Origin of the sequence: Streptomyces sp. NPDC126497 (assembly GCF_040302425.1) — a bacterium.
GTDB lineage: Bacteria > Actinomycetota > Actinomycetes > Streptomycetales > Streptomycetaceae > Streptomyces.
The window spans coordinates 165355-184927 of record NZ_JBEORT010000003.1 but is presented as its reverse complement, the minus strand read 5'-3'; the positions used below and the strand labels follow the sequence as shown (position 1 = coordinate 184927).

General features: G+C 72.3%; 18 protein-coding genes. 13 read left to right on the top strand and 5 right to left on the bottom strand.

Going from position 1 to position 19573, the window contains the following annotated elements:
• The first annotated feature begins 111 nt into the window (after positions 1-111).
• From ABTY20_RS03300 to ABTY20_RS03285, 4 genes are all read left to right on the top strand, one after another.
• On the top strand, positions 112-744 hold the full coding sequence (locus ABTY20_RS03300; protein WP_351995305.1) for an AIM24 family protein: 633 nt from the start codon (positions 112-114) through the stop codon (positions 742-744).
• Between the two features lies 1 nt (position 745).
• Entirely contained in the window at positions 746-1396 is a 651-nt protein-coding gene (locus tag ABTY20_RS03295) for an AIM24 family protein (RefSeq protein ID WP_351995304.1), read from the top strand.
• A 20-nt stretch (positions 1397-1416) separates the two neighbouring features.
• Positions 1417-2169 (top strand): AIM24 family protein, encoded by a 753-nt coding sequence (locus tag ABTY20_RS03290; RefSeq protein ID WP_351995350.1) that lies wholly within the window; start codon positions 1417-1419, stop codon positions 2167-2169.
• A gap of 97 nt (positions 2170-2266) precedes the next feature.
• Entirely contained in the window at positions 2267-2743 is a 477-nt protein-coding gene (locus ABTY20_RS03285) for a MarR family winged helix-turn-helix transcriptional regulator (protein WP_351995303.1), read from the top strand.
• A 6-nt stretch (positions 2744-2749) separates the two neighbouring features.
• On the opposite strand, the gene ABTY20_RS03280 is transcribed toward ABTY20_RS03285, so the two are convergent.
• Positions 2750-4174 (bottom strand): sensor histidine kinase, encoded by a 1425-nt coding sequence (locus ABTY20_RS03280; RefSeq protein ID WP_351995302.1) that lies wholly within the window; start codon positions 4172-4174, stop codon positions 2750-2752.
• Positions 4171-4890, bottom strand: coding sequence for a response regulator transcription factor (locus tag ABTY20_RS03275; RefSeq protein WP_351995301.1), 720 nt, complete (start codon positions 4888-4890; stop codon positions 4171-4173). The genes ABTY20_RS03280 and ABTY20_RS03275 overlap by 4 nt, the downstream gene beginning before the upstream one ends.
• A gap of 120 nt (positions 4891-5010) precedes the next feature.
• On the opposite strand from ABTY20_RS03275, the gene ABTY20_RS03270 reads away from it, so the two are divergent.
• A complete protein-coding gene (locus ABTY20_RS03270; RefSeq protein ID WP_351995300.1) occupies positions 5011-5649 on the top strand; it encodes a PepSY domain-containing protein in 639 nt (212 codons plus the stop codon).
• 149 nt (positions 5650-5798) lie between these two features.
• On the opposite strand, the gene meaB is transcribed toward ABTY20_RS03270, so the two are convergent.
• A complete protein-coding gene (gene meaB / locus ABTY20_RS03265) occupies positions 5799-6755 on the bottom strand; it encodes a methylmalonyl Co-A mutase-associated GTPase MeaB (RefSeq protein ID WP_351995299.1) in 957 nt (318 codons plus the stop codon).
• A gap of 52 nt (positions 6756-6807) precedes the next feature.
• Entirely contained in the window at positions 6808-8031 is a 1224-nt protein-coding gene (locus tag ABTY20_RS03260; protein ID WP_351995298.1) for an acetyl-CoA C-acetyltransferase, read from the bottom strand.
• 147 nt (positions 8032-8178) lie between these two features.
• Between ABTY20_RS03260 and mce the strand changes: the two genes are divergently transcribed.
• From mce to ABTY20_RS03225, 7 genes are all read left to right on the top strand, one after another.
• Positions 8179-8619: a methylmalonyl-CoA epimerase gene (gene mce / locus ABTY20_RS03255; RefSeq protein ID WP_351995297.1), complete on the top strand. Its 441-nt coding sequence runs from the start codon at positions 8179-8181 to the stop codon at positions 8617-8619.
• Positions 8620-8853: 234 nt separating this feature from the next.
• Positions 8854-12735, top strand: a complete 3882-nt coding sequence (gene scy, locus ABTY20_RS03250; RefSeq protein WP_351995296.1) for a polarized growth protein Scy — start codon at positions 8854-8856, stop codon at positions 12733-12735.
• Positions 12736-12920: 185 nt separating this feature from the next.
• Positions 12921-13859, top strand: a complete 939-nt coding sequence (locus ABTY20_RS03245; RefSeq protein ID WP_351995295.1) for a coiled-coil domain-containing protein — start codon at positions 12921-12923, stop codon at positions 13857-13859.
• A 74-nt stretch (positions 13860-13933) separates the two neighbouring features.
• On the top strand, positions 13934-14887 hold the full coding sequence (locus ABTY20_RS03240) for an ABC transporter ATP-binding protein (RefSeq protein WP_351995294.1): 954 nt from the start codon (positions 13934-13936) through the stop codon (positions 14885-14887).
• 2 nt (positions 14888-14889) lie between these two features.
• Complete coding sequence (locus ABTY20_RS03235) at positions 14890-15663, top strand: ABC transporter permease (RefSeq protein ID WP_351995293.1); 774 nt, start codon at positions 14890-14892, stop codon at positions 15661-15663.
• A gap of 120 nt (positions 15664-15783) precedes the next feature.
• Complete coding sequence (locus ABTY20_RS03230) at positions 15784-17040, top strand: ABC transporter ATP-binding protein (protein WP_351995292.1); 1257 nt, start codon at positions 15784-15786, stop codon at positions 17038-17040.
• Complete coding sequence (locus tag ABTY20_RS03225) at positions 17037-17909, top strand: ABC-2 transporter permease family protein (protein ID WP_351995291.1); 873 nt, start codon at positions 17037-17039, stop codon at positions 17907-17909. The genes ABTY20_RS03230 and ABTY20_RS03225 overlap by 4 nt, the downstream gene beginning before the upstream one ends.
• A gap of 6 nt (positions 17910-17915) precedes the next feature.
• Here the strand turns inward: ABTY20_RS03225 and ABTY20_RS03220 are convergent, their stop codons facing one another.
• The gene (locus ABTY20_RS03220; RefSeq protein ID WP_351995290.1) at positions 17916-18248 is read right to left on the bottom strand and encodes an Rv1322 family protein; all 333 of its coding nucleotides are present in this window, start codon (positions 18246-18248) and stop codon (positions 17916-17918) included.
• A 241-nt stretch (positions 18249-18489) separates the two neighbouring features.
• Here ABTY20_RS03220 and ABTY20_RS03215 point away from each other — a divergent pair, with 241 nt between their 5' ends.
• Positions 18490-19518 (top strand): LLM class flavin-dependent oxidoreductase, encoded by a 1029-nt coding sequence (locus ABTY20_RS03215; protein WP_351995289.1) that lies wholly within the window; start codon positions 18490-18492, stop codon positions 19516-19518.
• Positions 19519-19573: the final 55 nt, after the last annotated feature.

Sequence of the window (19573 nt, the reverse complement as noted above, 5' to 3'; positions counted from 1 at the left end):
GCCGCCCGCGATCAGCCGGAGGGGGTCCCGTAGGGGTCCGATCGGGGTCGACTCGGTGCTTCGGGATCTGTCGGCGGGGGCGAAGGTGCCGCTACCGTCACAACTGTGGCGATGTTCCGACTTCAGAGCAGCAAGGTGCTCGCCGTCGACATGACCGGGGATGCCGTGAAGGCGAAGAACGGCTCCATGGTCGCGTACGACGGCGAGATGGCCTTCAAGAAGCTCAGCGGCGGCGGTGAGGGTCTGCGGGGGATGGTGACCCGCAGACTCACGGGCGAGCAGATGACGCTGATGGAGGTGAAAGGGCACGGGACCTGCTTCTTCGCGGACCGTGCCTCCGAGATCAATCTGGTGGGTCTGCAGGGCGACAAGCTGTACGTGGAGTCCAGCAACCTGCTGGCGACCGACGGCGGCCTGCGCACGGGGACGAGTTTCACGGGCCTGCGCGGCGCCTCGCAGGGCAACGGGCTGTTCACGACCACGGTCGAGGGACACGGCCAGGCGGCGCTCCTGTCGGACGGGCCGGCCGTGCTGCTCCGGGTCAGCCCGCAGTACCCGCTGACGGTCGACCCGGGCGCCTACGTGGCCCACCAGGGGAATCTGCGGCAGTCCTTCCAGTCGGGCGTGACCTTCCGCACCCTCATGGGAGAGGGCGGCGGCGAGGCCTTCCAGATCCGGTTCGAGGGCGACGGGCTGGTCTACGTCCAGCCCAGCGAGCGGAACACGATCGCGGGGGACGTCTGACATGGGCTTCCGGGAGATCAACGCGAAGATGATCGAGGCGACCGTGTCGCCCGGCCAGCGGCTGTTCAGCCAGCGCGGCGCGATGCTCGCGTACAAGGGGGAGGTCAGCTTCACCCCCAACCTGCGCGGCGGCCAGGGCGGGGTGATGTCGATGATCGGCCGGCGGGTGGCCGACGAGGACACGCCCCTGATGACCGTCGAGGGCAGCGGCACCGTCCTGTTCGGGCACGGCGGCCACCACATCCAGGTGATCGACCTCGCCGGCGACACGCTGTACGTCGAGGCCGACCGGCTGCTCGCCTTCGAGGGCACGCTGGAGCAGGGCACGGTGTTCCTCGGCTCGCAGGGCGGGGTGATGGGCATGGTCCGGGGCCAGGTCTCCGGACAGGGACTGTTCACCACCTCGCTGAAGGGGCACGGCTCCGTCGCCGTGATGGCCCACGGAGGGGTGATCGAGGTCCCGATCACCCCGCAGCGGCCGGTCCACGTCGACCCGCAGGCCTACGTCGCCCACCACGGCGACGTCCGCAACAAGCTGTCCACGGCCCTCGGCTGGCGGGACATGGTGGGCCGGGGCTCCGGCGAGGCCTTCCAGTTGGAGCTGAGCGGCAGCGGTGCCGTCTACGTCCAGGCGTCGGAGGAGAAGCTGTGAGCACCACCGTGCACGACCCGATGACGCTGCCGTCCGACGACAACGTCGATCCCTACACCTTCTGCGTGGAGCTCAAGGGCACCCAGTGGTTCATGCAGAAGGGGAAGATGATCGCCTACTACGGTTCGATCGAGTTCAACGGCGTCGGGCACGGGCGACTCGACCGACTTGTCCGCACGTCGTTCCATTCGCCTCTGCACGCGAGCGACTGGGTCGTGGCGGAGGGCTCGGGCAAGATGCTCCTCGCCGACCGGGCCTTCGACGTCAATTCGTACGACCTCGAGAACGGCAACCTGACCATTCGCTCAGGCAACCTGCTGGCTTTTCAGCCAAGTCTGTCGCTGAAGCAGTCGATCGTGCCGGGTTTCCTGACACTGATCGGAACCGGAAGGTTCGTGGCCGCATCCAACGGTCCGGTGGTGTTCATGGAACCCCCCATCCGGGTGGACCCGCAGGCACTGGTCGGATGGGCGGACTGCCCCTCCCCCTGCCACCACTACGACCACGGTTACATGACCGGCGTGATGGGCGGTCTACGTGCGATGACGGGCCTCGGCGGGGTCTCCGGCGAGGAGCACCAGTTCGAGTTCGTGGGGGCGGGCACGGTGCTGCTCCAGTCCTCAGAGGCGTTGATGGCGGAGCAGGCCACGGGGGCCGTTCCGCACGAGCCCGGGGTGCCCGGCGGCGGGGTTCCGGGTGGCCACGGACAGGGGGCGGGCGCACCGCGCCTTCCCGGACAGCTGGGAGACCTCCAGCGTCGCTTCGGGCTGTGAACGGTAGTGTGCGGGGTGTGACGTCGAACGCCTGAGCACGGTGTCACACGGAAGCCTCATTAGTTCGTATTTCAACTTACTTAGGTAGACTTCATTCATGGAGACCGAGACGGCCACCCGCTGGCTGACCAATGCGGAGCAGTGCGCCTGGCGCACCCACCTGGAGGTCAACAGGCTGTTGACGTACCAGCTCGAGAAGGATCTGCAGCCGTTCGGCCTGACGATGAACGACTACGAGATCCTGGTGAACCTGTCCGAGTCGGAGGACCGGCGGATGCGGATGAGCGACCTCGCCTCCGCGACCATGCAGTCCAAGAGCCGCCTCTCCCACCAGATCACCCGCATGGAGAACGCGAACCTGGTCCGGCGGGAGAACTGCGAGTCCGACCGCCGCGGGCTCTACGCGGTCCTCACCGACCACGGCCTGGAGACCATGCAGAAGGTCGCGCCCCACCACGTGGCGTCCGTGCGCCGGCACTTCATCGACCTGCTCTCCCCCGAGGCGCTCACCGAGCTCGACAAGGCCCTCAAGCCCATCGCGGAGCACCTGCGGGGGCAGCGGGGACGTCACTGACGGCTTTCAGCGGGCGAGCGGCAGGCGGAGTTCGAACAGGGCTCCGCCGGCCGGCGCCGCACCCGCCGTGAGCGTCCCGCCGTGCCGTACGGCGACGTCCCGCGCGATCGCCAGGCCCAGTCCCGCGCCGCCGTCGTCGCGGCTGCGGGCGGCGTCCAGCCGCACGAACCGCTCGAAGATCCGCTCCCGGTCCGCCTCGGCCACCCCGTCGCCGTCGTCGGCCACGGCGAGCACCGCCCGGCCGCCCTGCCGCCGCACGGTCACGGTGACCCGCTCGCGGGCGTGCCGCCCGGCGTTGTCCAGCAGGTTGGCGAGCACACGGCCGAGCTGCCCCCGCGATCCGGTCACCTCCGCCGGCTCCGCGTCCACCGTCACACCCGTACGTCCCGCTGCCTCCTCGCGGGCCAGTGCGGCCAGGTCGACCCGCGCGTCGGCGGGCCGCTCCCCCGCGTCCAGCCGGGCGAGCAGCAGCAGGTCGGCGGCGAGGCGCTGGAGCCGCACGGTGTCCTCGACGGCGCCCTCCAGGTCCAGCAGCTCGGGGTGGGCGGCGGCCACCTCCAGCTGGGTGCGCAGGGAGGCGATCGGGCTGCGCAGTTCGTGCGAGGCGTCGGCGACGAACCTCCGCTGCCGCTCCACGGACGCCTCCAGGGCGGCGAGCGTGGCGTTGGTGGTGCGGGCGAGGCGGGCGATCTCGTCGTGGGTCGCCGGTTCGGGGACGCGGCGGGCCAGGTCCTCGGAGGCGGTGATCGCGGCCATCTCGCTCCGGATGCCCTCCACCGGGCGCAGGGCCCGGCCGGTGACCAGCCAGGTCACACCGGCGACCACGCCGAGCAGGACGGGGAGGCCGATGAGCATCCCGGTCAGCGTGGTGCTCACGGCGCTGTGCTCGGCGGCGAGCGGAGCGCCCGCGTGGACGGTGAGGCGGCCCCGGTCGGAGGTCTCCACCTCCAGGGCGGCGAAACGGTAGTCCTCGGTGTCGCCGTCGACGGTGGCGGAACCGTTGGTGAAGGTGACCTCGTCGGCGATCTCACCGGGGGCGAGGGACTCGCCGGAGCCGTCGGAGTCGTCCGGGTCGTCGCCGGAGTCGTCGTCCCCGCCCGGCCCCGGCGGCTGCGGCGTCACGTCGGCCGTCGCGGTGCCGGTGATCCGCTCCAGGTCCTCGCTCGCCGCGACCAGCCGTCCGTCCTCGTCGAGGATCTGCACCGGGCGGTCCTCGCCGTCCAGCCCCGACAGTCCGTCGTACGGCGTCCGGGCGGCGAGTTCGGAGGCGACCGCCCGCGCGGACTGCTCCGCCTGGGTGCCGGCCTCGCCGAGCAGGTTGGAGCGCAGGGACAGCAGGACGGCGGTGCCGGCCGCGACGAGGGCGACCGCGACCACGAGGGTGGCGCCGAGCGTCGCCCGCGCGCGGACCGAGCCGAACAGGCGGCTCACGGCGCCGTCTCCAGGCGGTAGCCGGCGCCGCGCACCGTGCGGATGAGACCGGCGCGCAGTTTGCGGCGCAGGGCGCTGATGTAGACCTCGACGATGTTGGGGTCCCCGTCGTAGGCGAAGTCCCAGACGTGTTCGAGGATGTCGGCCTTGGACACCACCTCGCCGGCCCGCAGCACCAGGTGCTCGAGCACCGAGAACTCCTTGGCGGTCAGGGTCACTTCGTCCTCGCCCAGGAAGACCCGGCGGGCGGCGGTGTCCACCTTGAGGTCGCCGTGCACATGGACCGGGGAGCCCCCGGTGGCCGGCCGGCGGCGCAGCAGCGCCTTGATCCTGGCGACGAGGACGACGTACGAGAAGGGCTTGGTGAGGTAGTCGTCGGCGCCGGTGTCCAGGCCCTCGGCCTCGTCGTACTCGCCGTCCTTCGCGGTGAGCATCAGGATCGGCACGTCGTGCCCGGCGGCGCGCAGGGCGGCGCAGACCCGGTAGCCGTTCAGGCCGGGCAGCATGATGTCGAGGATCAGGAGGTCGTACGTCCCCTCCGTGGCCCGCTGCAGCCCCTCCCGGCCGTCGTGGACGACGTCCACGGCGTAGCCCTCGGCGGTGAGGCCCTTGGCGAGGGAGAGAGCGAGGCGTTTTTCGTCCTCCACGATCAGGAGTCGAAAGGGGCGGCGCGAAGCGCCTCCGGCAGGGTGGTGGTGGGAGACGGGCGGGCGCATGTCACAAGGGTCGCAAAGGGAACCTGAAGATCCCTTCAGGCGGTTTCAGGTTCCCCTCAGCGTCGGTCGGCGAGATTGGTGCCGTACAGAGCGAAACACAGCGACTCGGGAGGAAACCTCATGAAGCGCAACATCGTGATCGCCGTCGTCACGGCCGCGGCCCTGGTCGGGGGCGGTACGGCGACGGCCCTCGCGGTCGCGGGGGACGACGACGGGGCGGCGTCGGTGACGCAGACGGAGACCCGGGCCGGGGACGACGAGCGGGACGACGAGCGGGGTGACGGCCGCGACGAGCGTGCCGTCTCCGGTGACGTGACCGCCGCCGACGCCATCGCCGCCGCCCTGGAGCACACGCCGGGCACGGCCGTCTCCGCCGGACTGGACGACGACGATGACGGTGACGGGGCCGGGGCCGACGGCAAGGCGGTCTGGGAGGTCGACGTCCTCGGCCGGGGGGACACCTGGCACAGCGTGCGCGTGGACCCCGGCAGCGGCAAGGTCCTGGGCGCCCAGAAGGACGACGAGGACGACACCGCCGAGGTACGGGCCGCGCTGAAGGGCACGTCGGTGACGGCCGAGGAGGCCGCGAAGGCGGCTGCCGCCGAGGGGACGGTGACGTCGGTGGAGCTGGACGACGACGGTGACAAGGGGTGGGAGGCCGAGACCCGCGCCTCCGGTGGGGACGAGCGGGACTGGCGGGTCGCCCCGGGCAGCGGCAAGGTCACCGCCGACCGGGACGACGACTCCGACGACGACTGAGGGTGAGGACGGGCGCAGCGGGTTCCCGCCCCCGCCCTCACCTCCCTCCCCCTCCCCCGGGGGCTGCGCCCCAGGCCCCCGCTGCGGCCCTGGACGGGCCTCGTCCTCAAGCGCCGGACGGACCGGTCGCCGCCGGACGGGCTGGGAGGTCAGCCCCGTGTCAGGCCCTCCACCAGTTCGTCCGCCGCCCGGTACGGGTCCAGTTCGCCCGCGATGATGCGTTCCGCGAGCGCGTCCAGGCGGCGGTCGCCGTGGAGGTCGCCGATGCGTTCGCGGAGGGCCGTGACCGCGATCGTCTCGACCTCGCGGGAGGCCCGGGCCAGGCGGCGGGTGGTCAGGACGCCGTGCTCCTCCATCCAGGCGCGGTGCTTCTCCAGGGCCTCGACGACCTCGTCGACGCCCTCCTGGCGGGCGGCGACCGTCTTGACGATCGGGGGGCGCCAGTCGCCGGGGGCGCGGGACTCGCCGAGGCCGAGCATGTGGTTCAGCTCGCGGGCGGTGGCGTCGGCGCCGTCGCGGTCGGCCTTGTTGACGACGTAGACGTCGCCGATCTCCAGGATTCCGGCCTTCGCCGCCTGGATGCCGTCGCCCATGCCGGGGGCCAGCAGGACCACGGAGGTGTCGGCCTGGGAGGCGATCTCGACCTCCGACTGGCCGACGCCGACCGTCTCGACCAGGATCACGTCGCAGCCCGCCGCGTCCAGGACCCGGATGGCCTGCGGCGCGGCCCAGGCGAGGCCGCCCAGGTGGCCGCGCGTCGCCATGGAGCGGATGTAGACGCCCGGGTCGGAGGCGTGCTCCGACATGCGGACGCGGTCGCCGAGCAGGGCGCCCCCGGAGAAGGGGGAGGACGGGTCGACGGCCAGGACACCGACCCGCTTGCCCTGTTTGCGGTAGGCGGTCACCAACGCCGAGGTGGACGTCGACTTGCCCACGCCCGGGGAGCCGGTCAGGCCGACCACGTACGCGTTCCCGGTGAGCGGCGCCAGGGCCGCCATGACCTCCCTGAGCTGCGGGGACGCCCCCTCCACCAGGGAGATCAGCCGGGCCACGGCCCGTGGCCGGCCTTCCCTGGCCCGGGCGACCAGCGAGGAGACGTCCTGCATCACAGCTCCGTTCACGAGAGGGAAATCAGCAAACCTGCGCGGAGAACCCGGCTCAGGCCTTGGGCACCCGCACGATCAGCGCGTCGCCCTGGCCGCCGCCGCCGCACAGCGCCGCCGCGCCGACACCGCCGCCGCGCCGCTTCAGCTCCAGCGCCAGGTGCAGCACGAGCCGGGCGCCGGACATCCCGATCGGGTGACCCAGCGCGATGGCGCCGCCGTTGACGTTCACCTTTTCGGTGGAAACGCCCAGGTCCTTCATTGACTGCACGGCGACCGCCGCGAAGGCCTCGTTGATCTCGATGAGGTCGAGGTCGGAGACCTCCAGGCCCTCCTTCTTCAGGGCGTGCCGGATCGCGTTGGACGGCTGCGACTGGAGGGAGTTGTCGGGTCCGGCCACGTTGCCGTGGGCGCCGATCTCGGCGATCCAGTCCAGTCCCAGCTCCTGCGCCTTGGCCTTGCTCATCACGACCACGGCCGCCGCCCCGTCCGAGATCTGCGAGGAGGAGCCGGCGGTGATGGTGCCGTCCTTGGCGAAGGCGGGACGCAGCGCGCCGAGGGACTCTGCGGTGGTGTCGCCGCGGATGCCCTCGTCCTTGCTGAACAGCACCGGGTCGCCCTTGCGCTGCGGGATCTCGACCGGGGTGATCTCGGCGTCGAAGACGCCGTTCTTCTGCGCCGCGGCGGCCCGCTGGTGGGAGAGGGCGGCGATCTCGTCCTGCTCGGGACGGGCGATGCCGAGGCGGGTGTTGTGCTTCTCGGTGGACTCGCCCATGGCGATGTTCTCGAAGGAGTCGGTCAGACCGTCGTGCGCCATGGCGTCGAGCATCTGCACCGCGCCGTACTTGAAGCCCTCGCGGGACTTCGGCAGCAGGTGCGGGGCGTTGGTCATGGACTCCTGGCCGCCGGCGACGATCACGTCGAACTCGCCGGCGCGGATCAGCTGGTCCGCGAGCGCGATGGCGTCGAGGCCGGAGAGGCACACCTTGTTGACGGTCAGCGCCGGGACGTTCATCGGGATGCCGGCCTTGACGGCGGCCTGGCGGGCCGGGATCTGCCCCGCCCCGGCCTGGAGCACCTGTCCCATGATCACGTACTGGACCTGGTCGCCGCCGATCCCCGCGCGGTCGAGGGCGGCCTTGATCGCGAAGCCGCCGAGATCGGCTCCGGAGAAGGACTTCAGCGAGCCGAGCAGCCGCCCCATGGGGGTGCGGGCGCCCGCGACGATGACGGAGGTCGTGCCGTTCGTTGCGGAAGATGCGGATGATGCAGAGGTCATGAGCTGCGGTCCCCTTCCGGCTGCACAGCCGAGGAGTGAACGAGGGTTTACTTCGAATGTACTGACGTGCGGCGGACCCCGTCATCGGCCTTTCGGTGTGATCGCGCGCACGTTGCGTAACCACCGCGGGAGCGCTGCACTGAATCCATGCTGACGCGAATCGACCACATCGGGATCGCCTGTTTCGACCTCGACGAAACCGTCGAGTTCTACCGGGCCACCTACGGCTTCGAGGTGTTCCACTCCGAGGTCAACGAGGAGCAGGGCGTGCGCGAGGCCATGCTCAAGATCAACGACACCTCCGACGGCGGGGCCTCCTACCTGCAGCTCCTCGAGCCGACCCGGGAGGACTCCACCGTCGCCAAGTGGCTGGCGAAGAACGGCGAGGGCGTCCACCACATCGCCTTCGGCACGGCGGACGTGGACGCGGAGGCCGCCGGCATCAAGGACAAGGGCGTACGCGTTCTGTACGAAGAGCCCCGGCGCGGCTCCATGGGGTCACGAATCACCTTCCTGCACCCCAAGGACTGCCACGGAGTACTGACCGAACTGGTCACTTCGGCCCCGGTTGAGTCGTCCGAGCACTGACCCACGTACATAAGGGCCGGTAGGGTTGGGTCCGGTCCGGTCGCCGCTCGATCCGTGGTGACCGAGTCCCGTCGTCTTTGGCGACGGGATCGCCGGGGTCCGGGTTTCGGGGGGCGAGCGCGGGGCAGCAGCCCATGCTCCGCCGTTGATCTGACACCATTCCCCGGGGGCTCCGTCCGGCGGATGGACGGGACCCGGCCAGACTAGCGACCAGGGGACGGATGGGACCGCGCAGTGCGGGGCTACGAGAGCCAGGAGCGAGAGCCGGCGGCTGACGTCGACCACCTCTCTCGGTTCGAAGCCGAGATGAAGCGGCTGAAGACCGAGCGGGAAAAGGCGATCCAGCACGCCGAGGACCTCGGCTACCAGGTCGAGGTGCTGCGCGCCAAGCTGCACGAGGCGCGGCGCACCATCATGTCCCGGCCCGCGTACGACGGCGGCGACATCGGCTACCAGGCCGAGCAGTTGCTGCGCAACGCGCAGCTGCAGGCCGACCAGCTCCGCGCGGACGCCGAGCGGGAGCTGAGCCAGGCGCGGGCGCAGACCCAGCGGATCCTCCAGGAGCACGCGGAGCAGGCCGCCCGGCTCCAGGCGGAGCTGCACCAGGAGGCGGTGACCCGGCGCCAGCAGCTCGACCAGGAGCTGGCGGAGCGCCGGCAGACCGTCGAGTCGCACGTCAACGAGAACGTGGCCTGGGCGGAGCAACTGCGCGCCCGCACCGAGCAGCAGGCCCGCCGGCTGCTCGACGAGTCCCGGGCGGAGGCCGAACAGGCCCTGGCGGCCGCCCGCGCGGAGGCGGAGCGGCTGACCGCCGAGGCCCGCCAGCGGCTGCAGAACGACGCCGAGGCGGCCCGCGCGGAGGCCGAACAGCTGCTGCGCCGGGCCCGCGCGGACGCCGAGCGACTGCTGAACGCCGCCTCCATGCAGGCCCAGGAGGCCACCGACCACGCCGAGCAGCTGCGCACGTCCACGGCGACCGAGTCGGAGGCCGCGCGCCGTCAGGCGCAGGAGCTCGGCAGGGCCGCCGAGGAGCGGATGTCCGAGGCGGAGACCGCGCTGCGCGAGGCCCGTGCCGAGGCGGAGAAGGTGCTCGCCGAGGCGAAGGAGGCCGCCTCGAAGGCGCTCGCCTCCGCCGAGTCCGCCAACGAGACCCGGACGCGGACCGCCAAGGAGCAGGTGGCGCGGCTGGTCAGCGAGGCCACCAAGGAGGCGGAGGCCACCAAGGCGGACGCCGAGCAGCTGGTCGCCGAGGCCCGCGCGGAGGCCGAGAAGATCGTCGCCGAGGCCGCCGAGAAGGCCCGCGCGCTCACCGCGGAGGAGTCCGCCACCCAGCTGTCCAAGGCCGCCAAGACCGCCGAGGACGTCCTCAACAAGGCGTCGGAGGAGGCCAAGCGGACCACCCGCGCGGCGGCCGAGGAGGCCGAGCGGATCCGCCGGGAGGCCGAGGCCGAGGCCGACCGGCTGCGCTCCGAGGCGCACGACATCGCCGAGCAGCTCAAGGGCGCGGCGAAGGACGACACCAAGGAGTACCGCGCCAAGACGGTCGAGCTGCAGGAGGAGGCGCGCCGGCTGCGCGGCGAGGCCGAGCAGCTGCGCGCCGACGCGGTCGCCGAGGGCGAGAAGATCCGCGCGGAGGCCCGCAAGGAGGCCGTGGCGCAGATCGAGGAGGCGGCGAAGTCCGCCGAGGAGCTGCTCGCCAAGGCGAAGGCGGACGCCGACGAGCTGCGCTCCACCGCGCAGACGGACAGCGAGAAGGTCCGCACCGAGGCCATCGAGCGGGCCACCACGCTGCGCCGGCAGGCCGAGGAGACGCTGGAGCGCACCCGCGAGGAGGCCGAACGGCACCGTGCGGAGGTCGTCGAGCAGGCCGACGCGCTCAAGGAGGACGCCGAGCGGGCCGCGCGCGAGCTGCGCGAGGAGACCGAGCGGGCCGTCGAGGCCCGCCGCGCGGAGGCCGCCGAGGAGCTGACCCGGCTGCACGCGGAGGCCGAGGAGCGGCTCGCCGCCGCCGAGCAGGCGCTGGGCGACGCGCGCGAGGAGGCCGAACGGATCCGCCGGGAGGCGTCCGAGGAGAGCGAACGGCTGCGGTCGGAGGCCGCCGAGCGGATCCGCACGCTGCGGCAGCAGGCGGAGACGGAGGCCGAGCGGCTGCGGGACGAGGCCGCCGCGGACGCGTCGGCGTCCCGCGCGGAGGGCGAGGCCGTCGCCGTACGGCTGCGGTCGGAGGCCGCCGCCGAGGCGGAGCGGCTGAAGACGGAGGCGCAGGACAGCGCCGACCGGATGCGCGCGGAGGCACAGGCCGCCGCCGAGCGGATCTCCACGGAGGCCTCGGAGACGCTGGCCGCCGCGCAGGAGGAGGCCGCCCGGCGCCGCCGCGAGGCCGAGGAACTCCTCGGCGCGGCCCGGCAGGAGGCCGACCAGGAGCGTGAGCGGGCCCGCGAGCAGAGCGAGGAGCTGCTGGCGTCGGCGCGCACCCGTGTGGAGGAGGCGCAGGCCGAGGCCGTACGGCTGGTCGAGGAGGCCGACCGGCGCGCCACCGAGATGGTGTCGGCGGCCGAGCAGCACGCGCAGCAGGTGCGGGACTCCGTGGCGGGGCTGCACGAGCAGGCGCAGGAGGAGATCGCCGGGCTGCGCAGCGCCGCCGACCACGCGGCGGAGCGCACCCGCCGCGAGGCCGAGGAGGAGGCGGACCGGGTCCGCGCCGACGCCTACGCGGAGCGGGAGCGGGCGAGCGAGGACGCGGGCCGGCTGCGGCGCGAGGTCCAGGAGGAGACGGAGGCCGCCAAGGCGCTGGCCGAGCGGACGGTGTCCGAGGCCATCACGGAGGCCGAACGGATCCGTGCGGACGTGTCCGAGCACGCCCAGCGGGTGCGCACGGAGGCGTCGGACGCGATCGCCGAGGCGGAGCAGGCCGCGGCGCGCACCCGGGCGGACGCCCGGGAGGACGCCAACCGGATCCGTTCGGACGCGGCGGCCCAGGTGGACACCCTCATCACCGAGGCCCGCGGTGAGGCCGAGCGGCTCACCGAGGAGACGGTCGCGGAGACCGACCGGCTGCGCATGGAGACGGTCGCCGAGGCCGAGCGGGTGCGGTCGGAGTCGGTCGCCAAGGCGGAGAAGCTGATCGCGGACGCCACCGGGGACGCGGAGCGGCTGCGGGCCGAGGCCGCGGAGGCGGTCGGGTCGGCGCAGGCGCACGCGGAGCGGATCCGTCAGGAGGCCGAGCGGGTCAAGTCCGGCGCGGAGTCGGAGGCCGAGCGTGTGGTGTCCGCCGCGCGCGAGGAGGCGGAGCGGACGCTGGACGAGGCCCGCAAGGAGGCCAACAAGCGGCGCTCCGAGGCGGCCGAGCAGGTGGACACGCTCATCACGGAGACCACCGCCGAGGCGGACAAGCTGCTCACCGAGGCGCAGCAGCAGGCGCTGAAGACGACGGCGGAGGCCGAGTCGCAGGCGGACACGATGGTCGGCGCGGCCCGGCAGGAGGCCGAGCGGATCGTCTCCGAGGCGACCGTCGAGGGCAACACGCGGGTGGAGAAGGCCCGTACGGACGCGGACGAGCTGCTGGTCGGCGCGCGCCGGGACGCGACGCAGATCAGGGAGCGCGCCGAGGAGCTGCACGCCCGGATCACCCGTGAGATCGAGGAGCTGCACGAGCGGGCCCGCCGGGAGGCGGCCGAGACGATGAAGTCGACGGGCGACCGCTGCGACGCGCTCATCAAGGCCGCCGAGGAGCAGCTCGCCAAGGCGGAGGCGAAGGCCAAGGAGATCGTCTCCGAGGCCAACTCCGAGGCCGGCAAGGTGCGCATCGCCGCCGTGAAGAAGGCCGAGGGTCTGCTGAAGGAGGCGGAGCAGAAGAAGGCCACGCTGGTGAAGGAGGCCGAGGAGCTGAAGGCCGAGGCGGTCCGGGAGGCGCGGCGCACGGTCGAGGAGGGCAAGCGCGAGCTGGAGGTGCTGGTGCGGCGCCGGGAGGACATCAACGCCGAGATCTCCCGCGTGCAGGACGTGCTGGAGGCGCTGGAGTCCTTCGAGGCCCCCTCGGGCGGCAAGGACGGCGGGGTCAAGGCGGGGGCCTCGGCGGGTGGTACCCGTACGGGTGGCAAATCATCCGATAGCTAGCAAGGCGGGCGAAATCCCTTGTACGGTGAGGGCTTTGAGCACGGTTTTGGCAAGCCTTCCCCCGGCGCGCCACCCAAAAGGGGTGTCATTCTGCATATCAAACGTGCATCCGCTCGATGACACGCCGCATGGACGCCTAGGATTCCCTCTATCACCTCACCCGGTCTCTTCTCGACAGGAACCCCATGAGCGACACTTCCCCCTACGGCTTCGAGCACGTGCGGCGTGGGTACGACCGCGCTCAGGTGGACGAGTACATCTCCAAGGTCCTCTCCGACCGTGACAGCGCGCTCGCCCGCATCACCGCTCTGGAAAAGCGCATCGAAGAGCTCCACCTCGAGACCCAGAACGCCCAGGCCCAGGTCAACGACGCCGAGCCGTCGTACGCGGGTCTCGGCGCGCGCGTGGAGAAGATCCTCCGCCTCGCCGAGGAGGAGGCGAAGGACCTGCGCGAGGAGGCCCGGCGCGCCGCGGAGCAGCACCGCGAGCTCGCCGAGTCGGCCGCCCAGCAGGTGCGCAACGACGCCGAGTCGTACGCCGCCGAGCGCAAGGCGAAGGCGGAGGACGAGGGCGCGCGGATCGTCGAGAAGGCCCAGGGCGAGGCCGCCCAGCTGCGTTCCGAGGCGCAGAAGGACGCGCAGTCCAAGCGGGAGGAGGCGGACGCCCTCTTCGAGGAGACCCGTGCCAAGGCCGCGCAGGCCGCCGCCGACTTCGAGACGAACCTCGCCAAGCGCCGCGAGCAGTCCGAGCGCGACCTGGCCTCGCGCCAGCAGAAGGCCGAGAAGCGTCTCGCGGAGATCGAGCACCGCGCGGAGCAGCTGCGACTGGAGGCCGAGAAGCTGCGCACCGACGCCGAGCGCCGGGCCCGTCAGACGGTGGAGACGGCCCAGCGTCAGGCCGAGGACATCGTGGCCGACGCCAACGCCAAGGCCGACCGGATCCGTTCGGAATCCGAGCGCGAGCTGGCGGCGCTGACCAACCGCCGCGACTCGATCAACGCCCAGCTGACGAACGTCCGCGAGATGCTCGCCACGCTCACCGGCGCCGCGGTGGCCGCGACCGGCACCCCGGCCACCGAGGACGAGCCGATCTCCCGCGGGGTCCCGGCCCAGCAGTCCCGGTAACGACGACCGGCGCATCGGCGCAGCCCCCTGCCACTGCGGTGGCAGGGGGCTTTGTCCCGTTCTAGCGTGGCCGCATGATCGAGCTCGAGGGGCTGACCAAGCGGTACGGCGAGAAGGTGGCCGTCGACGGCCTGACCTTCACCGTCCGGCCGGGCATCGTCACGGGCTTCCTCGGCCCGAACGGCGCCGGCAAGTCGACCACCATGCGGATGATCCTGGGCCTGGACCACCCGACCGCCGGGGACGTGCGGATCGACGGCACGCACTACGAGCGGCTGCGGGATCCGCTGACCCGCATCGGCGCCCTGCTGGAGGCCAAGGGCGCGCACCCGGGCCGCAGCGCCTACCACCACCTGCTGTGCCTCGCGCAGAGCAACGGCATCCCGCGGCGGCGGGTGCACGAGGTGCTGGACGCGGTCGGCCTGACGGCGGTGGCGCGGAAGAAGGCCAAGGGGTTCTCGCTCGGCATGGGCCAGCGGCTCGGCATCGCCGCCGCGCTGCTCGGCGACCCGCGGATCCTGATGTTCGACGAGCCGGTCAACGGCCTCGACCCCGAGGGCATCCACTGGATCCGCACGCTGATGAAATCGCTCGCCGCCCAGGGCCGTACGGTCTTCGTCTCCTCCCACCTGATGAGCGAGATGGCGCTGACCGCCGACCACCTCGTCGTCATCGGCCAGGGCCGGCTGCTCGCCGACACCTCCATGGCCGAGTTCATCGAGCGCAACTCCCGCTCGTACGTCCGTGTCCGCGGCCCGCAGCGCGAGCGGCTGCTCGACGTGCTGCACCGGGCCGGGATCACCGCCGTGGAGAGCGGCGACGGGGCACTGGAGGTGGACGGCTCCAAGGCCGAGCACATCGGGGAGCTGGCGGCCCGGCACCAGCTGGTGCTGCACGAACTGAGCCCGCGGCAGGCCTCCCTGGAGGAGGCGTTCATGCGGCTGACCGCCCAGTCGGTGGAGTACCACGCGCACACCGGCGCCCCCGGTCCCCCGCGGCAGTGGGGCGCCGACTGGAAGAGGGGATGAGCATGGCGGTGACGCAGGTCGTCCGGTCGGAGTGGACCAAGATCCGGTCGGTGGCGTCCACCGTGTGGACGCTGTCCCTGGCGGTGGTCGTCACCATCGCGCTCGGCATGCTGATCTCGGCGCTGGCGAAGAACGAGTTCGCGACCATGGACGCGCGGGAGCGGCTCTCCTTCGACCCGACGTTCATCAGCTTCGCCGGGATGAGCCTCGGTCAGCTGGCGATGATCGTGTTCGGGGTGCTGGTGGTGTCGAACGAGTACAGCACCGGCATGATCCGCGTCTCGCTGGCGGCCGTCCCCCGGCGCGGCACCTTCCTGCTGAGCAAGCTGGTGGTCGCCACCGCGCTCGCCCTCGTCGTCTCCATGGCCACCGGCTTCGCCGCGTTCTTCCTCGGCCAGGCGATGCTCGGCGAGCACCGGGCGTCGATCGGCGACGACGGGGTGTTGCGGGCGGTCATCGGCGGTGGGCTCTACATGACGCTGATCGCGCTGTTCTCCATGGGCGTCGCCGCGATGCTGCGCTCCCCCATGCTGTCGCTGGGCATCCTGATGCCGTTCTTCTTCCTGATCTCCAACGTCCTCGGCAACGTCGACGCCACCAAGAAGGTCGGCCGGTTCCTGCCCGACCAGGCGGGCAGCAAGATCATGGAGGTGGTGCCGCCCCTCGACGACGACACCCCGTACGGGCCCTGGGGCGGCCTGGCGATCATGGCGCTCTGGGTGCTCGCGGCGGTCGCCGGCGGCTACGCCCTGCTGAAGAGGCGGGACGCCCAGTGAGTGACCGCGCGGGACCGGTTTTTACCTCGGCTTGAGCGGAACCGTCAGCGCCTCGATAAGCTCCTAACCCTTACGGGGGCGTGTGCCCCGCTGTCCTGAACCTTTCGATGGGTGCGGAGCATGATCGAGGCAGTCGGCCTGACCAAGCGGTACGGCGACAAGACCGCTGTGTACAACCTTTCCTTCCAGGTGCGTCCCGGCGCCGTCACCGGGTTCCTGGGCCCGAACGGTTCGGGCAAGTCGACGACGATGCGGATGATCCTCGGCCTGGACAACCCCACCGCCGGACAGGTCACGATCGGCGGCTACCCGTACCGCAGGCTGCCCAACGCCCCCCGTCAGGTCGGCGCGCTGCTGGACGCCAAGGCGGTGCACGGCGGCCGGTCCGCCCGCAACCACCTGCTGAGCCTGGCCCAGCTGTCGGGCATCCCGGCCCGGCGGGTGGACGAGGTGCTGGGTGTGGTGGGCCTGCACGACGTGGCGCGCAGGCGGTCCAAGGGCTTCTCGCTGGGCATGGGCCAGCGGCTCGGCATCGCCGCCGCGCTGCTCGGCGACCCCCAGGTGCTGCTGTTCGACGAACCGGTCAACGGCCTCGACCCCGAGGGCATCCTCTGGGTGCGCAACCTGATGAAGGCGCTGGCCGCCGAGGGCCGTACGGTCTTCGTCTCCTCCCACCTGATGAGCGAGATGGCGCTGACCGCCGACCACCTCATCGTCATCGGACGCGGACAGCTGCTCGCCGACATGAGCGTGACGGACTTCATCTCCGCCAACTCCGCCGACTTCGCGCGCGTGCGCACCCCCGACACCGAGCCGCAGCAGCGCGAGAAGCTGTCCGCCGCGATCACCGAGGCCGGCGGCCACGTGCTGCCCGAGCAGGACGGCGCGCTGCGGGTGACGGGACTGCCGCTGCCGCGCATCAGCGACATCGCCCACGACTCCGGCGTACGGCTGTGGGAGCTGTCGCCGCACCAGGCGTCGCTGGAGGAGGCGTACATGCGGATGACGCAGGGCGTCGTCGACTACCGCTCGACCGCCGACCAGAAGGCCGGGCTCCAGCAGCCGCTGCCGCCCGGCGCGCAGCCGCCGGTGCCGGTTCCGGGCCAGGGCCAGCCCGGCTGGTACGCCCCGCCGCCGCCCCAGCAGGGCGGGCAGCCCTTCACCGCGCCGCAGGGCGTGCCCGCGCAGGCCCCCGCCGGCCCGTACGGCGCACCGGGCGCCCCCGCGGCGGCCCCGGGGGCCTCCGCCCCCAACCCGTACGCGCAGCCCGCGCCCCAGGCGCAGCCCGCCCAGGCTCCGGCGGAGCCGCCCGCCGCCCCCGCCGTGCCCCCCACCGCTCCCGCCGCCGACCTGACCAAGCCCGAGGACGCCCGATGAGCACGCCCCCGCCCCCGATGCCGCAGACCGCCGCACCCGACTGGCAGGCGGCGCCCGGCTCCCCGTACCCCCAGTACACCTCGCCGATCCCCGTGGTCCGTACGCACCTCGGGCACGCGCTCGCCTCCGAGTGGACGAAGATCAAGTCCGTGCGCTCGACCATGTGGACGCTGGGCGTGTTCGTGCTGCTGGTGGTCGGCATCGGCCTGCTGACCGGCCTGGTGGTGTCGAACGCCGAGGCCGACATGGGCGGCGAGAGCCCGCTGTCCCTCGGCTTCTTCGGACTGCTCCTCGGCAGCATGTGCGTCATCACGCTGGGCGTGCTGACCACGGCGTCGGAGTACGGCACCGGCATGATCCGCACCACGATGGTCGCCTGCCCCTCGCGCGGACGGGTGCTCGCGGCGAAGGCCCTGGTCTTCTTCCTGCTCGCCTTCGTGGTGACCCTGGTGTGCGCCACGCTGACCGGCTTCCTGCACGTCGCGCTGCTGGAGGGCCACAACGCCAAGGAGCCCACCGGCGAGGAGTGGCTGAAGGGCACCGTCGGCGTCTCGCTCTACCTGGCGCTGCTCGGCACCCTGTCGCTGGCGATCGGGTCGATCATCCGGCACTCGGCGGGCGCCATCACCATCATGATCGGCGCCGTGCTCGCCCCGCTGGTGATCGCGCTGTTCATGTTCTCGTCCTCGCTGGCGGACGTGCAGCAGGCGCTGTTCGAGTACTCCATCCCGAACCAGATGAGCATCTTCTACGCCAACTCGCTGAGCGACTCCGGCCCGTCGGGCTGGGACCCGCTGTGGATCGTGCTGGTCGCCACGGCCGCCGCACTCGGCGGCGCCTTCGCCCTGCTGCAGAAGCGGGACGTGTAACGGCGTTCAGAACCTCGGCGCGTTACGGGACCGCTGCACCCGCGTGGTGCGGCGGTCCTTGGCGTTCCAGCACGCCTTGTGCCAGTGGCGGCGGTCGTCGACGCCGGAGTGCCCGGGCCAGGCCACCACGTGCGGCGTCCCGTCCGGGATCAACTGGTCGCAGCCGGGGCACCGGTAGGCCTTGCCCTGGGCGCTGGCGCCCGCCACGTGCCGCACGCTCCACTCCTCGCCCTGCCAGCTCTCCGTCGACTGCCAGCCGCCGTAACGACCGGAACGGTCGTCCTCGGCGCTCCGGCCGGACGAACCGGCTCCCTTGGGTCGGTTGCGACGCGGGGACACAGGACACCTCACGGGGCTATACAGGATGCTGGGGGCGCGTCCAGCCTACGCGGAGCGCGCAGGGGTACACGTACGGCACCAATGCTCACAAGTCCCCTCCATGGTGGTGCGACGTCCCTCCTGAGCGGCCGATTCTGCAGACAATCCGCAAAATCCCTCGCCCGACCGTGTCCTCGGCACGTGTCGGGCGGTTATGCCCTGCGGGGGAGCTCCGCGTCGGAGCCAAGGAAGCAGGAAAGCGATGCGCGTTGGAAGTTTCGTGTTGGCCGCCCAGTTCCCCGGGCAGGGCGAGGGAGAGGCGCTGCACCGCGCGGTCCGCTCGGCCGAGGTCGCCGAGGAGGCCGGACTCGACACGGCCTGGCTGGCCGAGCACCACTTCGTGCCCTACGGCACCTGCCCGTCGGCCGTCACCCTGGCCGCGTTGCTGCTCGGCCGCACCCGCCGGCTGCGGGTCGGCACGGCGGTCAGCGTGCTGCCCACCACCCACCCCGTCGCCCTCGGCGAGCAGGCCGCGCTGCTGCACCTCACGAGCGGCGGCAGATTCTCGCTGGGCGTGGGGCGCGGCGGGCCGTGGGTCGACCTGGAGGTGTTCGGGGCCGGCCTGGAGGCGTACGAGAAGGGGTTCCCCGAGTCGCTCGATCTGCTGGTGCGCTGGCTGCGCGAGCCGTCCGTCGGGGCCGACGGCGAGCGGTTCCGGTTCCGCGAGGTGCCCGTCGTGCCCCGTCCGTCGGAGGCCCTGACCGAGACCGAGGGCCCCGAGGTCGTGGTCGCCTGCACCTCTCCGGCGAGCGTGCGGCTGGCCGCCGAGCGCGGGCTGCCGATGCTGCTCGGCATGCACATCGGGGACGAGGAGAAGGCCGAGATGGTCGCCCTGTGGCGGCGGCACGCCCGCGCGTGCGGGCGGCCGGCCCGGGAGGTCCACCGCGCGGCCCATGTCTCGGCCGGTGTCTGCCAGATCGCGGACCGGCGCGCGGACGCGGCGGAGACCTTGCTGAAGGCGATGCCCGGCTGGCTGAAGCAGGGGCTCGAGGCCCACGTCACGGTGGACGGACGGCAGCGGCGGATGCGCGACCCGCTGGCGTACACCGAACTGCTCTGCGGACTGCACCCGGTGGGTCCGCCGCGGCTGTGCGCCGACCGGCTCGCCGCGACCAGCGAGCGGACCGGCATCTCCCGCTTCGCCCTGCTCGTCGAGGGGTCCGGCGACCTGGCGGCGACCGAGGAGAACGTACGGCGGCTCGGAGCCGAGGTACTGCCCCGACTCGTCTGAGCGAGCGGGGTCCACACAGGCTTGCCGCCCCGGTACGACTACACCTCCCGCGTAC

Bases quoted from the DNA above. Each gene is read 5' to 3' on its own strand.
- ABTY20_RS03300 (WP_351995305.1), top strand. From the start codon at position 112: ATGTTCCGACTTCAGAGCAGCAAGGTGCTCGCCGTCGACATGACCGGG.
- ABTY20_RS03295 (WP_351995304.1), top strand. From the start codon at position 746: ATGGGCTTCCGGGAGATCAACGCGAAGATGATCGAGGCGACCGTGTCG.
- ABTY20_RS03290 (WP_351995350.1), top strand. From the start codon at position 1,417: ATGACGCTGCCGTCCGACGACAACGTCGATCCCTACACCTTCTGCGTG.
- ABTY20_RS03285 (WP_351995303.1), top strand. From the start codon at position 2,267: ATGGAGACCGAGACGGCCACCCGCTGGCTGACCAATGCGGAGCAGTGC.
- ABTY20_RS03275 (WP_351995301.1), bottom strand. From the start codon at position 4,890: ATGCGCCCGCCCGTCTCCCACCACCACCCTGCCGGAGGCGCTTCGCGC.
- ABTY20_RS03270 (WP_351995300.1), top strand. From the start codon at position 5,011: ATGAAGCGCAACATCGTGATCGCCGTCGTCACGGCCGCGGCCCTGGTC.
- meaB (WP_351995299.1), bottom strand. From the start codon at position 6,755: ATGCAGGACGTCTCCTCGCTGGTCGCCCGGGCCAGGGAAGGCCGGCCA.
- ABTY20_RS03260 (WP_351995298.1), bottom strand. From the start codon at position 8,031: ATGACCTCTGCATCATCCGCATCTTCCGCAACGAACGGCACGACCTCC.
- mce (WP_351995297.1), top strand. From the start codon at position 8,179: ATGCTGACGCGAATCGACCACATCGGGATCGCCTGTTTCGACCTCGAC.
- ABTY20_RS03245 (WP_351995295.1), top strand. From the start codon at position 12,921: ATGAGCGACACTTCCCCCTACGGCTTCGAGCACGTGCGGCGTGGGTAC.
- ABTY20_RS03240 (WP_351995294.1), top strand. From the start codon at position 13,934: ATGATCGAGCTCGAGGGGCTGACCAAGCGGTACGGCGAGAAGGTGGCC.
- ABTY20_RS03235 (WP_351995293.1), top strand. From the start codon at position 14,890: ATGGCGGTGACGCAGGTCGTCCGGTCGGAGTGGACCAAGATCCGGTCG.
- ABTY20_RS03230 (WP_351995292.1), top strand. From the start codon at position 15,784: ATGATCGAGGCAGTCGGCCTGACCAAGCGGTACGGCGACAAGACCGCT.
- ABTY20_RS03225 (WP_351995291.1), top strand. From the start codon at position 17,037: ATGAGCACGCCCCCGCCCCCGATGCCGCAGACCGCCGCACCCGACTGG.
- ABTY20_RS03215 (WP_351995289.1), top strand. From the start codon at position 18,490: ATGCGCGTTGGAAGTTTCGTGTTGGCCGCCCAGTTCCCCGGGCAGGGC.